This window comes from Flavobacterium alkalisoli (assembly GCF_008000935.1).
Lineage (GTDB): Bacteria > Bacteroidota > Bacteroidia > Flavobacteriales > Flavobacteriaceae > Flavobacterium > Flavobacterium alkalisoli.
The window spans coordinates 2,667,926-2,681,385 of the sequence record NZ_CP042831.1; the positions used below are offsets into that span (position 1 = coordinate 2,667,926).

Genomic DNA, 13,460 nt, shown 5'->3' on the forward strand with positions numbered 1-13,460 from the left:
ATGGCAACAACACAAGAGCCCCGTCGCGTGGGCATGTATGAAAATGTAAAGAACCAGTTTGAAAAAGCTGCGGCCGTAATGGGACTGGATGAAAGCGTAAAAAAAATCCTTTCTATTACAAATAATGAAATCGTTGTTCACTTTCCTGTAAAAATGGACAATGGTCAGGTTGAAGTTTTTACAGGCTACAGGGTACAGCATAACAATGCACTAGGCCCTTACAAAGGTGGTTTAAGATATCACCCTACTGTAGATATCGATGCTGCAAGAGCACTTGCTACATGGATGACATGGAAAACATCTCTTGCCGGACTTCCTTACGGAGGTGGTAAAGGTGGTATTCAGTTAGATCCGAAATTATACTCTCAGGGAGAACTTGAAAGAATTACAAGACGTTTTACTTATGCACTTGGTGATAACATAGGCCCTGAGCACGATATTCCTGCTCCGGACGTTAACACTAACGCACAAATGATGGCTTGGATTGCAGATACTTATATGTCTACAAAATCTCCAAGTGAGCGTTCTAAAAACCAACACGTTGTTACCGGTAAACCGGTAGGATCGGGTGGTCTTGAAGGCCGTGACCGTGCAACAGGTTTTGGTGTAGTTGTAACACTGGAGTCGTGGGCTAAACTTAACGGGACTTCTCTTGAAGGTAAGAGATATATCGTTCAGGGGGTTTGGTAACGTAGGTTACTGGGCTACACTTTATGCATAAAAACGGTGCTATACTAATAGGTGTTCAGGATGCTACAGGTACTATCTATAACCCTGAAGGTATAGATCCTGAGGCTTTATTGAGATACCAAAGTGATAACGCTACCATTACAGGTTATAAAGGTACACAGGATTACCCGTCTGAAGATTTCTTCGGTATTGACTGTGATATCATTATCCCTGCTGCTTTAGGTAACCAAATTACCGAAGAGAATGCAAACACTATTAAAGCTAAAGTTGTTGCAGAAGGTGCTAACGGGCCAATTGATACAGAAGGTGAAGCTATACTTTTAGCTAACGGTGTACAAATGATTCCGGATATCCTTTGTAACTCAGGGGGTGTAATAGGCAGTTACTTTGAGTGGCTTCAAAACCGTAACGGTGAGATATGGACTATGGACGATGTTATCGTGAAGCTTAGAAAGAAACTTGAGGATGCTTTTAATAAAGTAATCAATACTTCAGTTCAATATAAAACCGACTGGAGAACGGCTGCTTACATACAGGCACTTACCCGTATAGAAATGGCATATAAACAAAGAGGTATTTTTCCTTAATGTTTTTATCATAACTAAACTAAACTCAAATATAAAGCAGCCTTTTGGCTGCTTTTTTTATTTCTTCTTTTGTCTTGACACAAAAGAACCAAAAAGTCAAGGCTATGACTCCTTAAGCTAAAAATTACTGCACTTGCTAAACCATCCGAACTCGCTGCGCTCAAACAGCGGATGCTTTTTAACGCCTCGCTTGTAATTTTCTTTACGCTACGGAGCCTAATGCCGTAGCTTCACTCGATTGTCATATAACAGTGTTGTCATTGCGAGTCACGAAGCAATCTTTTTTTGGGATTGAGTAAGTTACCCTCTTGAGAGGGGTAGGGGTGTGTCTTTTTTAATATGAATTTTTAGATGTCTCCCTGCGGTCGACATGACAGTAGTGTTTGTTATTGTGAGCGAAATGTAATGTAGCGAAGCAATCTATTATTTACTTCTTCTTTTGTCTTGACACAAAAGAACCAAAAAGTCAAGCCCATGACTCCTTAAGCTAAAAATTACTGCACTTGGCTAAAGTATCCGAACTCGCTGCGCTCAAACAGCGGATACTTTTTAACGCCTCGCTTGTAATTTTTTTAACGCTATGGAGCCTAATGCCGAAGCTTCACTCGATTGTCAAACAAAAATGTTGTTATTGCGAGGTACGAAGCAATCTATAGAATTAACCTCAATTAATTTTCATTCCATGTTCAGGATCATAATTATCCTCAGTAAGTCTATATAAAAACACACGTAAACTGTCTCTTTTCATCAACATTTGTATCTCATTTTCATTATAAGAAAAAACTTTAAAAGTGTCTCCTATAATTAAATTATTATTTTCTTTATCATAACTCCATTTTTTGGAATCCGGCTTCTCTTCAATCATAACATATTCAATATTACTAGGAAGATGAAAAATTCTATAGCTTCCATTCATGTCAAATTTATAGTACATTAAATATTTTTCACCTTCTTTTATACTGTCCTTTCTAAAAAGCCATTTCTTATCAGTAAGTAGTCTTTCGAAATCTGATCTCGAACTACACGAACAGATTCCCATTAATAAAATGAACAGTATATATTTAAAGTTTAAGACTTTCATGTTTTTTGGGTAAGGTTAAAATTCATGTTCTTTTGTCTTAATGCAAGATAATGAAAAAGTTACTATTGCAGAATGGAGATGTCTCCCTGCGGTTGACATGACAGCGGTGTTTGTCATTGTGAGGGACGAAGCAATCCTTTACTCAAAATAGAGATTGCCACGTCGTTCCTCCTCGCAATGACATAATGACGATTGTTATTTGCTCCGCCTGTCAGGCAAGCCTTCGAGTCGACATTAGGAAGAATCTCAATCAAAACTCATCATACATAAAACAAAAAAAAGCAGCTTAAGTAAGCTGCTTTTTTTGTTTTATGTGTTTAAAGAGATTATCCTCCCATATTAAAATCTTCGTCTCCGCCACCGTTTTGTCTTTCTTCCTTCATACGTTGTTGCTTGTTCATGTTAAAGCGGTAAGTGAAGGAAAGGGTAACCTGTCTTTGTCTCCACTGCCATTCACTGTATGATGAAACAGTTGGCAGGTTAGTGTAACCTTTTCTCTTGTTAGAGTTAAAGATATCGCTAACGTTAAGTGTAACAGTAGCTTTTTCTTTAAGCACATCTTTACTTAATGCTGTGTTGAAATGCATTATTCCAAGGTTACGGCCCTGTGCCGTGTTTTGAGGTGCGTTGTAAGTACCGTTTATCTGCCAGTCAATTTTCCATGGCAGGTTCATTTTACTGCTTGCTCTTGTAAACCAGCTATAGGCAGTATTATCAAAGTTTTGGTAGTCTGTAATAACCTCTCCGTCACTGTTAGTGTAGGTCCAAGAGTAATCGCCATCGGTTTCAACCCTAAAGAAGTTAAAGTTGGCATTAAGTTTCCACCATCTAAACGGATTATAGTTTGCCGTTAGCTCAAAACCAAAGCGGTATTCTTTAGCAAGGTTAATAGGCGATACATAAGTAACCGGAGTTTCTCCCGGTAGAGCATCTTCAGTCCTTCTTACAAACTGGAAAGAGTCGTTTGTTATATTAAAGTAAGCCGAAGAGCTTAAAGTAACCTTATCCCATTTTTTAAGGTAGCCTATATCAAATGCATCAGTCATAGACGGATTTAGGTCCGGGTTACCCTGAAATATATTAATGTTACTCTGTAAGCTTGAGAACGGGTTTATAAAACGCCCTCTTGGCCTGTTAATCCTGCGGCTGTAGCTTATGTTTGCACTTGTTCCTTCTGAGAACTCATAGGTAAGGAAAGCACTTGGGAAAAAGTTATTGTATTTTTTCTTATTGAAATCGTCAGCACTTAAAAGGTTTACATCTATGTTAGAGTCTTCCCAACGAAGCCCAAGAAGGTAAGAGAATTTCTCTCCGAATTTAGAACCATATTGTGCATAGAAAGCGTTTACATATTCGTTATACTCCAGCATACTGCTAAAGTTAGCGTTAGGCTGCCATACACCGGCATCATCAAGTATTTCGGCACGGGCATCGGTATCCATTTGTGTAAAGCTACCACGGTAACCTGCTTCAAAACGGCTTTCTTCGCCTAAAGGCAATACATAATCGGCCTGTACTAGCGTGCGTTTTTCCTCTTCATGATTAAGGGTTCTTTCGGTAGAGCTGTCATCCGGATTTGTACTGCCTAAAATCATATCACTGATTTGTGAGTTCTCATCGTCAGTACTTCTGGAAATGGTAGCGTCTACTTTAAGTTCGTGTCCGTCGCCGTTAAACTTCTTAAGGAAGCTTGTAGAATAGTTAAAGTTTCTGTCTTCCTCGTCTTCAAGGTTGTAACGGTAACGTGTGTTGTTAAAAGTACCGTCGGCAAAATAGTTGTAGTAGTACGTATCTGTAGGGTTGTCTCCGTTACTGTTTCTTGCAGAAACCGAGTTTGTCCAACTGAAAGTAGTATCTATATCCCACTCAAAACCTACAGTTGCGTTATAGCCTTTACGTTTTCTTTCGTTTGTTCTGCGCTCGTTAATAAAACTGGTAGTGTTTCCGTCTCCGTCAAAATATTCTGAGTCGGTCATGCTGTTACCCGGGCTGTTCCTGTAGTTATAGCCAAGATTAGTGAAGAAATTAAATTTCTCTGTCCTGAAGTTAAGGTTACCCATAATACCGTGGTTGGCAGGGTCACCGGTATTTGCGGTTACCGAACCGTTAAAGCCCTGAGCTTTACCTTTTTTAAGGATGATGTTGATAATACCACCACCACCTTCGGCATCATAACGGGCAGAAGGGTTGGTAATAACCTCAATTTTATCTACTGAGTCGGCAGGAAGTACCCTAAGTACATCGGCAAGGTTAGCACCATAAAGGTTAGAAGGCTTACCGTCTATCATAATGGTAACGCTTTCGTTTCCTCTCAGGCTTACGTTACCTTCAACGTCTACAGTTACCGATGGTACATTATCAAGCACATCGCTTATTGTACCACCCTTAACGATCATGTCCTGACCTACGTTGTATACTTTTTTATCAAGCTTGATGTCTACGGTAGAGCGTTCGGCCCTAATTTCAACGGTTTTAAGCAGCGTGGCATCCGGAGCCATAATTACAGAACCCAAATCGGTATCTGCTGTAATTGTCTTATTGCTTATAACCTGAGATTTAAAGGATATAAAGTCGAATTTTATATTGTAAGTACCTGCCGGAACCTGAACGCTGTATGATCCCTTTTCGTCGGTCATGGCACCGTTTACAGTATTGTTATCGGTAGTTTGTATTGTTACGGTGGCAAATTCTAAAGGCTGCTTGGTTTCCTGGTCTATAAGTTTACCGCTTATGGTAACATTGCCGGGTTTGCCTTGAGAAAATGAAGTAAATGAGGTTAATAGTAATAGAATTAATAATGCGGATTGTATTTTTTTCATGAAGATGATACTTTTATTGCGGGTTTGACTACAAAAAACGCCCCAGGTTTAATAGAACAAGCAATAAAAAAATGTTAAAGTTTTTATAGGATTTCTTTTATTCTTTCAGCCGGACGTGCAACTACAGCCTTGTCTCCGTTTACCACAATAGGGCGCTCTATAAGTGTAAGGTGCTTTAGCATGGCTTCAATTACTTCATCATCAGTAAGTTGCTTTCCTTTGTAGTTTTCTGTCCAAACGGTTTCTTTGGTTCTTACAAGCTCTATAGGGGTTATATTAAGCTTTTTGATAATTGTGGTAAGTTCGTTTTTGGTAAGTGGTTCGTTTAAATACTTTACCGTAGTAAACGGTTTCCCCTCCAGTTCCAGCAATTGCAGGCCTTCTCTGGATTTGCTGCAGCGGGGGTTATGGTATATAGTAATCATGGTTGATGAATTTTTTTGCAAAGAACGGCATTATAATTTTAAAATTGAATTAACTTAGGGCAAACAAATTTTAAACTCTCAATTTCACCACATGTTTATAGAACAGGCTCATCGCAAGGATTTTAATTTTGCACTGTATTTACCTATACCATTAGTTTTTTTAGTGATGATGGTGCTTAATTATGCCGCTATAAAGTTTTTAAATATAAATACCGAGGAGCTGTTGCGCCAGGAAGTGGCAAAAAAAGGAGCCAATAGGGTGTTTTTTGATCTTATTGCGCCTCTTGCCGTTGGCCTTATTCTGTTGTTACTATATGTAAAGTTTATTCACAAGCAAACTATACGCAGCCTTACCACCGCCAGAAAAAAGGTTGACTGGAAGCGTATTTTCTTTGCTTTCGGAATATGGTCGGCATTTACAATGGCAGTAACTTTGTTTGATTACTATTCGCATCCGGATAATTATGTATGGAATTTTAAACCGGTTCCTTTTGCCATACTTGCAGCTTTGTCAATAGTACTAATACCTATGCAAACCAGTTTTGAGGAATACCTTTTTAGGGGATACCTTATGCAGGGTATTGGCGTACAAACAAGGAGCAGGCTGGCGGCATTGCTCATTACATCCATAATATTCGGACTTATGCATATCGCTAATCCTGAAGTGGATAAAATGGGCTATATAATCATGATTTATTATATAGGCACAGGTCTGTTTTTAGGGATAATTACATTAATGGACGATGGTATGGAGCTGGCATTAGGCTTTCATGCAGCCAATAACCTTATAACTGCCTTACTGGTAACTTCCGACTGGACTGCATTTCAAACTCATTCGGTACTAAAAGAAGTATCTGAACCTGCTATGGGATTGAGCGTTGTGTTACCTGTTTTTATCATTTTCCCGATTCTTTTATTTATCTTTAGTAAGAAATATAACTGGCACAACTGGAAAGAAAAACTGACCGGTAAACTTGAACTGCCAACCAACGATAGTATTAACCAAACACCATCCCCACATGAGTAACCCAGACTATCACTTTGTACACAGCGGCTTTAAACTTAATGGCTTTCATCTTAATGAAGATGACCTGTGCCGCACTGCTTACATTTACATTAAAGAAGGTGAACCGCACGAAAAAGCGGTAGGCGAATTTTTATTAGACTGGTTTGACCACCGCGACTTTATAGAAATGCAAACATCGGGAACTACTGGACTGCCTAAAATGATAAGGGTAGACAAACAGGCCATGGTTAACTCGGCATTGGCAACTGGTGAATTTTTTGACCTTGACGAAGGCATAAAAGTACTGCACTGCCTGCCTACACAGTTTGTAGCAGGAAAAATGATGCTGGTACGTGCCTTTATATTAGGATGGGATATGGATATGATTGCTCCGGTGTCACATCCGTTAGAGAGGCTGGACACCGTGTATGATTTTAGTGCTATGGTACCGCTACAGGCTCAAAACAGCCTTATGCAGTTAAAGCAGGTTAAAAAACTGATACTGGGCGGTGCTAAAGTAAGCCAGGCACTTAGTAACCAACTGAAAGGTATGCCTACCAAAATTTATGAGACTTACGGAATGACCGAAACCATCACACATATTGCAGCAAAACCGATAGGAGATGAGGCGTTTACCGTATTGCCTAATGTGGAGATTAGTCAGGATGAAAGACAATGCCTTGTAATAGATCCTTATGTTATTTGCGACGAGCCCGTTGTTACTAACGATGTGGTAGAGATTGTAAGCGATACACAGTTTATATGGTTAGGGCGTTATGATAACGTGATTAACAGTGGTGGTGTTAAGCTGTACCCTGAACAGATTGAAGAAAAACTATCTGAACATATAGACAGGCGTTACTTTGTAAAAGGTATGCCCGACGAAACCCTTGGTGAAAAACTGGTACTTGTTATAGAAGGCGAGCCTTACGCCCTGGAAGACGATGTGTTTAAAAGGTTAGGCAAGTTCGAAAAACCAAAAGAGATACTGTTTGTACCTAAGTTTGCCGAAACCGTTAGCGGTAAGGTAATACGTGACAAATCGTTACAGGAGGCGTAATGTTTAATTTTTTGACATCAATTCTATTATGTTAAAATAAAGTTTTGAGACTATAAATTTTTAATTATGGCACTACATGTTTATTCACTATCTATACCGTCAAGCAAAGAAGAGTGTTCAGTTATATTAGATGAAATTGCAAAAGATTATGGGATAGTTCCAAAAGTAATATCAACTTCTCATCGATTAAAATATACATTTGAGTTTGATATGGAGAAAGATAAGAAAAGTTAGCAAAAACAATTTCCGATAGAATTCCTGATCTTTACAAATAATTATATATGTATAATAAAATCCCCCGTACGGGGGATTTTAATTTAGAGCTTATTATGATAAGAGTATATTTGGATTGGGCTATTTACTCTAGACTTGAGTCAAATACTGAAAACTATAAAAAGTTAACTAACATTCTTAAAAATGATTCAAAATATATTTTACCATATTCTCACGCTCATATACTTGATATTTACAAGAGTTACCTTAAAGAAGGGGAAGATGGAATTTCGGGTCATTTGAATAAAATTCAAAAATATTCTAAATCACTTTTTATAACCAACAGAAATGATAAAATTGAATTTTTGAATTTAGAGGCCAAAGAAGCGATGAATCAATATTTAGATGCTAATAAGAACATTGATTCAATTGATTTTGAGAATATACTAGAGAGTTTGAAGGGTATATTACCGATTATGAATTTACAACTTCCTAATCCTTGGTCAATAGAAAATGATAAAACATTCTATGAGGATTCATTGAAAAAATATCCTAATACTTTAGAGCAATCTAAAAAACTTTTAGGAAATGACCAGACTATTTCAATGACTGATTTTTTTAGAAATTTATTTAATCTATCAAAAACAATTTTAAGTGATAACAGCTATATTGATGCTCGTACAGCTTATCAAAAAGACTTGAAAGTTAACACTGGAAGATTGAATGATAAGCGATTTGATTCATTAGAAGTTCTTAATGAATTTGCAGTTAAAAATGGACAGGAAAGCTTTTTACATTATTTTGATAAATTTATAGGGAACGAGAAAAATATAAATTTCTTTACGAAGATTATTAAATTATGCAGTTTTTTAGATTTTCAAGGTGTAGGTGTAGAAACAGTTAAGATAGGGCATCACTTAGATAATATTATCTCAGATTATAATCACGTAGCATTTGCTTCAACATGTGATATATTTGTAATTGATGATAAAAAAACAAGAGAGAAAGCTAAAATAGCATTTGAACTATTTAATATTAACATTAAAATATTTAATGTTTCTGACTTTATAACCTACATCGAAAACAATTAAGTTAATATTCACCCTTAACATTAGTCTTTCTTCCTTGTGTAAACCTGCTTTGAATTATTTTCAACTAATTTTTCAAATATAAGAGTGGTACGTGTAAGTGAAATTATTTTGTTTCTTGATACCTGTTTTAGAACATCTTCAAGTATAAGCTCATTTCCTTTAACTTCGTATTTAAATCGATAAAGAGTATCACCCATACTTGTAAAAATACAAGTATTATCGGAAGAGAATGTTAACTGAGGGTAATTAACCTGTTTTTTATTTAAAAGCCAGGTACCAATAATATCTCTTTGATAGATTATATTTTTATCTTGTTTAACAAAACTGCATGATAAAAATATAATTAAAACTGCTCCAATCATATAGTGTTTGTTGAGTTTTTTCATGGTAAGTATTTGTTAATGTACCTAATTTCCCTTTTCCTTTATTATCATATTGAATTTTATCCAACCCCAAATTATCAATATCTCTTTATTGCTTTCCTTTTTTCAGGATTAACAGTAACCTTGTATGTCCCTGGCTGTGTGTTAGGTGCGTACTGGTATTGTGGGGCTACAATTCCTTTATTCCTTATCCACTTTAATATAAAACTCAGTTACTTTTGGTTTTATATCGTTAATAGATTTTGTATCCACTTTTAGAGTCTGCCATTTATCGGTACCCTGTAAGCGTATTTCCTTACCGTTTATATCTACAGCAACTGGCATGGCAAAAGCGGGTTCATCGGCTTTCCAGCGGTACTGTAGCTTATTGCCCTCAAGCTTTAGTTCAAGTTCCGGAATGTTCCTATAGCGAAGGTATTGGTTAAATACAGGCTGAAGGTCGATACCACTTTCCCTACTAAAGAAGTCAATTACCGTTTGTCCGTCTATTACCTGTTTTTTATAGGTTTCGGAATATTTAAGTAGGATTGCCCACCATTTGGCATCGTCGTTTACGATATGCCTGATAGTGTTTAGCATAAGCGCACCCTTAAAGTACATATCGCCTGATCCTTCCTTATTTACACCAAAAACACCTATTACGGGTTTATCGTTCATAACGCTCATACGCTGGCCGTACACATATTTCATAGCCTGGTCGTAGCCGTGAAGGCATTCCAGATACACGGTCTCACTATAAGTGGTAAAGCTTTCATGAATCCACATATCGGCAATATCCTTAGAGGTAATGCTGTTACCAAACCACTCGTGTCCCGTTTCATGGATTATTATATAATCAAACAGTAACCCCACACCCGTAAACGAAAGGTCTCCGCCACGGTACCCCATGCGGTAACCGTTACCGTATGCCACGGCACTTTGATGTTCCATGCCCAGATACGGAGTCTCTACAAGTTTGTAACCGTCTTCCTTAAAAGGATATTCGCCAAACTTTGCCTGAAAACATTCCATCATAGGTTTAACCTGTTCAAATTGTTTTTTGGCTTTTTCTTCGTTGTACTTTAATACATAATAATCCAGGTCCAGTCCGTCAAGATTATCGTGTATATGGGCATAATCGGCAATGTTTACCGTAATGTCGTAGTTGTTGATAGGGTTTTTAACTTCCCAGTCCCAGCGGGTATAACCGTTTTTAAGATCTTCGCTGCCTGTAAAACGCCCGTTAGAAACATTCATAAGTCCGTTAGGTACTGCGACTTTTATGGTTGCACCATTATCGGGTTCGTCGCTCTGGTGGTCTTTTACCGGATACCAAAGGCTGGCACCCGTACCCTGTACCGCAACACCTATCCACGGTTTGCCTGTTTTATCTTTAGTGAAAACAAAACCGCCGTCCCAAGGGGCATTTGCCGCTACTTTAGGCTTACCGGAATAATTAAATCGTATTTTTTGCTCACTGCCTTGTTTAAGCGGTGCAGGGAAGCTAATGAAAACGGCATCGTTATCGCGTTTGTATTGTAAAGTCTGCCCGTTTAGAACAATGCTTTCAATTTTCATGTTCTCAAAAAGGTCAAGCTGAATCCTGTCGGTATCATCGGTTACCTTAAAAGTAATGTCGTTATAGCCGTTTATATACCTTTTGTCAGGGTCTATGGTTATATTAAGGTCATAACGTTGTACATCAAAGCTGGTACGTTCATGACGAAGCCCGCCCTGAAGGCTGTCCCTGCGGGTATAGTTTTGTGCACTAAGGCTGTTAATGCCCAGTACGGCTAACGCAATTATTAAGGTGTTTTTCATGATAAACAGTTTTATAAACTATTAGTCATGAAATGTAAGAAATTGTTACCAATAAAAAAACAGGATACCCGTTAAGCTATATTTTGGTTTACAGCTTAGGGGTGCAGTACAGGTAACGGAATACTGTTGTCTCCGTTAACGGCACAGGCTACCTTGTTAAGGTAATCAAGATCTATGCGAAGTTTCATTTCCTCCAGTTCCTTTCTGTTTATCTTCTTGAAGTTTTCAAGTAAAAACTCTTTCATGGCATCAAAAAGCACCAGTGAAAGCTGTATGTGCAGGTCGCCCGCATTTTTAATGCTTTCGCCCATAGATATAAGTACAGGATAAATCCTTGCATTATCGCTATCGCATACAAAAGGAGGTAGGGAGGTTATGTAAAGGCCGTCTTCTATAACGGTAATGCTAACCTGTACAACAGTATTGAGTTTGGCATTAACGGCAATGCCTTTACGGGTTAAAAGCTCAGCAACAAAATAGTACTCAAGGTAGTTTGTTACTTTGTCTATGGCTACAACGTTTTTAAGTTCGTCGTCGCAGCTAACATCGATAATTAGCTTTTTCATAAAGATAAGGTTTGGTTGGTAATGAAAGTATATACGAAACGTGTTTACGGTTGGTTTTAAAAAAACTGATTTTTTTCAGATTATTTTAAAACCGCAGTAACAATAGTGATCTCGCGATCTATATACTCTACATTATTACTCAAAACCTGCTCAGTATCTTCTATGGTATCGAGTATTTTAAAACCTGTATCTTTTAATAATTTTTCTACATCGGCGGCTTCATACATTGTAAAGCCATACTTAGCAAACGGAATTTTTATCATAGTGCTTTTGGGGATAAAACCTATAGATAGTGTACCTCCGGGCTGCATAACACGTGCTATTTCGGCAGCATAAGCCTGAGGATCTTTCCAAAAATAAATGGTGTTAACTGTAAATGCTTTCTTAAAGAATTCTGTTTCAAAGGGCAGGGTGTCGCCATTTGTAAGTATAAAAGAGGCATTAACCTGACTGGCGTTAAGTTTTTGTGCCTGATGTATCATTGTTTCCGAAATATCAGCTCCGTAATAAAGAGTATCGGGAGTTTTGGTGATAGAACTTACATGGGCTCCGTTACCGGGACCAATTTCCAAAACGGCATCACCTTCCTTAATTTGAAGGGAATCTATAACCTTATTGATTAGGTTACCGTTTGTAAAGTTCATCATTTCAGCCACTTCCAAACCTGTTTCTCCTTCAGGGTGGCTTAACTGGCGAGCCAGTTGCTGTAGCTGATTTTCAGTTAGTTTCATGGCGGGGGTTTTTTAGCTTAGTTTCCAATAAATTTAGCAAAAAAAAACCGGCTTTTTAAAGCCGGTTTGATAAATATTCAGATTTTATTACTGATCTGATTTGTATAAAAACAATAGTGCTTTATCAAAGCGATTGCGCCATGCTTTTTCATTGTGCTCTTCTCCTTCAAAAACCTGAGAAAGGTAATTGTCGTTTTGGGCATAACCACTTCTTTCCATAATTGCATCAACCTGCTGCTGATGGTCTTCATAATACTGGTCTAAAGAGGCAGTACCCAGGTCAAAATAGAATCGGTGTGATTTAGGAGCGGGTACATGCATTTCCATATACTTTCTGATAGCTTCGGCAGGGTTAGTGTCGTTATTATCAAAAAATACAGGCCAGTGTGTAGAAAGGCCTGCTGCCTTACTAAATACCTCAGGATATTCAAAAGCGGCATACATAGATATAAGTCCGCCCATAGAACTTCCGCATATAGCAGTATTCTTAGCATCCTTTAAAGTCCTGAAATGAGAATCTATATATGGTTTTAATTCCGCTACAAGAAACTTAAGATATTCGTCCCCTAAAAACTGTTTTTTATTTGAGCCATCCTTTTGCGCAAGCTCCATAACCTGTTTTTTCTCACTATCGGTAAGATATTGAGCTGCATTCTCAGGGAAATACTCTAAAAACCTGTCTGGAGTATTCCATATGGCAACTATAATAACCGGACCTATCTTATCCTGCTTTATCAAATCGAGTGCAGTACGCCCGGCCTGCCATGAAGTGTTATCCATAGCTGTCTCGTCGTTAAGTACATTTTGTCCGTCCTGCATGTATAGTACAGGGTAGCTCATGTTCTTATCGGTTTCATAGTTTGGCGGAAGCCAGACATCTACCTGTCTTGCATCTACATATTCTGACTCAAAGTGTTCTAACGTACGTACATCCTGAGCATTGACTACAGGAGTAAGTGCTAAAAAGCATAAAGCAGCTTTTATAAGAGATCGTTTCATAATTTTTGT

11 protein-coding genes and 1 pseudogene are annotated in these 13,460 nt (G+C 37.9%); 4 read left to right on the plus strand and 8 right to left on the minus strand.

The features are described 5' to 3' along the window. Positions 1-1,277: pseudogene (locus FUA48_RS12145) on the plus strand (Glu/Leu/Phe/Val family dehydrogenase). A gap of 664 nt (positions 1,278-1,941) precedes the next feature. On the opposite strand, the gene FUA48_RS12150 reads toward FUA48_RS12145, so the two are convergent. The 3 genes from FUA48_RS12150 to arsC all read right to left on the minus strand — a co-directional run bounded on the left by FUA48_RS12150 (position 1,942) and on the right by arsC (position 5,602). After that, positions 1,942-2,193: a hypothetical protein gene (locus FUA48_RS12150; RefSeq protein WP_147583776.1), complete on the minus strand. Its 252-nt coding sequence runs from the start codon at positions 2,191-2,193 to the stop codon at positions 1,942-1,944. Between the two features lie 491 nt (positions 2,194-2,684). Then, entirely contained in the window at positions 2,685-5,177 is a 2,493-nt protein-coding gene (locus tag FUA48_RS12155; RefSeq protein WP_147583777.1) for an outer membrane beta-barrel family protein, read from the minus strand. 83 nt (positions 5,178-5,260) lie between these two features. Next, positions 5,261-5,602, minus strand: coding sequence for an arsenate reductase (glutaredoxin) (gene arsC / locus FUA48_RS12160; RefSeq protein WP_147583778.1), 342 nt, complete (start codon positions 5,600-5,602; stop codon positions 5,261-5,263). Between the two features lie 91 nt (positions 5,603-5,693). Here arsC and FUA48_RS12165 point away from each other — a divergent pair, with 91 nt between their 5' ends. From FUA48_RS12165 to FUA48_RS12175, 3 genes are all read left to right on the plus strand, one after another. Further along, entirely contained in the window at positions 5,694-6,629 is a 936-nt protein-coding gene (locus FUA48_RS12165; protein WP_147583779.1) for a CPBP family intramembrane glutamic endopeptidase, read from the plus strand. Next, the gene (locus FUA48_RS12170) at positions 6,622-7,668 is read left to right on the plus strand and encodes an AMP-binding protein (protein WP_147583780.1); all 1,047 of its coding nucleotides are present in this window, start codon (positions 6,622-6,624) and stop codon (positions 7,666-7,668) included. Before FUA48_RS12165 ends, FUA48_RS12170 begins: the two co-directional genes overlap by 8 nt. Positions 7,669-7,949: 281 nt before the next feature. Continuing rightward, positions 7,950-8,972, plus strand: coding sequence for a hypothetical protein (locus tag FUA48_RS12175; protein ID WP_147583781.1), 1,023 nt, complete (start codon positions 7,950-7,952; stop codon positions 8,970-8,972). 20 nt (positions 8,973-8,992) lie between these two features. Here FUA48_RS12175 and FUA48_RS12180 read toward each other — a convergent pair whose 3' ends face one another. The 5 genes from FUA48_RS12180 to FUA48_RS12200 form a co-directional block, all read right to left on the minus strand. Beyond that, positions 8,993-9,358: a hypothetical protein gene (locus tag FUA48_RS12180; protein WP_147583782.1), complete on the minus strand. Its 366-nt coding sequence runs from the start codon at positions 9,356-9,358 to the stop codon at positions 8,993-8,995. Between the two features lie 177 nt (positions 9,359-9,535). Then, positions 9,536-11,155, minus strand: coding sequence for a M1 family metallopeptidase (locus FUA48_RS12185; protein ID WP_147583783.1), 1,620 nt, complete (start codon positions 11,153-11,155; stop codon positions 9,536-9,538). Between the two features lie 95 nt (positions 11,156-11,250). After that, complete coding sequence (locus FUA48_RS12190) at positions 11,251-11,721, minus strand: hypothetical protein (RefSeq protein WP_147583784.1); 471 nt, start codon at positions 11,719-11,721, stop codon at positions 11,251-11,253. 80 nt (positions 11,722-11,801) lie between these two features. Next, complete coding sequence (locus FUA48_RS12195) at positions 11,802-12,452, minus strand: class I SAM-dependent methyltransferase (RefSeq protein WP_147583785.1); 651 nt, start codon at positions 12,450-12,452, stop codon at positions 11,802-11,804. 87 nt (positions 12,453-12,539) lie between these two features. Then, entirely contained in the window at positions 12,540-13,451 is a 912-nt protein-coding gene (locus tag FUA48_RS12200; RefSeq protein ID WP_147583786.1) for an alpha/beta hydrolase, read from the minus strand. Between the last annotated feature and the right edge of the window lie 9 nt (positions 13,452-13,460).

Excerpts from the sequence above, each read along its gene's own strand:
- FUA48_RS12170 (WP_147583780.1), top strand. The coding sequence starts at position 6,622 with ATGAGTAACCCAGACTATCACTTTGTACACAGCGGCTTTAAACTTAAT.
- FUA48_RS12190 (WP_147583784.1), bottom strand. The coding sequence starts at position 11,721 with ATGAAAAAGCTAATTATCGATGTTAGCTGCGACGACGAACTTAAAAAC.
- FUA48_RS12200 (WP_147583786.1), bottom strand. The coding sequence starts at position 13,451 with ATGAAACGATCTCTTATAAAAGCTGCTTTATGCTTTTTAGCACTTACT.
- FUA48_RS12155 (WP_147583777.1), bottom strand. The coding sequence starts at position 5,177 with ATGAAAAAAATACAATCCGCATTATTAATTCTATTACTATTAACCTCA.
- arsC (WP_147583778.1), bottom strand. The coding sequence starts at position 5,602 with ATGATTACTATATACCATAACCCCCGCTGCAGCAAATCCAGAGAAGGC.
- FUA48_RS12175 (WP_147583781.1), top strand. The coding sequence starts at position 7,950 with ATGTATAATAAAATCCCCCGTACGGGGGATTTTAATTTAGAGCTTATT.
- FUA48_RS12195 (WP_147583785.1), bottom strand. The coding sequence starts at position 12,452 with ATGAAACTAACTGAAAATCAGCTACAGCAACTGGCTCGCCAGTTAAGC.
- FUA48_RS12165 (WP_147583779.1), top strand. The coding sequence starts at position 5,694 with ATGTTTATAGAACAGGCTCATCGCAAGGATTTTAATTTTGCACTGTAT.
- FUA48_RS12150 (WP_147583776.1), bottom strand. The coding sequence starts at position 2,193 with ATGAATGGAAGCTATAGAATTTTTCATCTTCCTAGTAATATTGAATAT.
- FUA48_RS12185 (WP_147583783.1), bottom strand. The coding sequence starts at position 11,155 with ATGAAAAACACCTTAATAATTGCGTTAGCCGTACTGGGCATTAACAGC.
- FUA48_RS12180 (WP_147583782.1), bottom strand. The coding sequence starts at position 9,358 with ATGAAAAAACTCAACAAACACTATATGATTGGAGCAGTTTTAATTATA.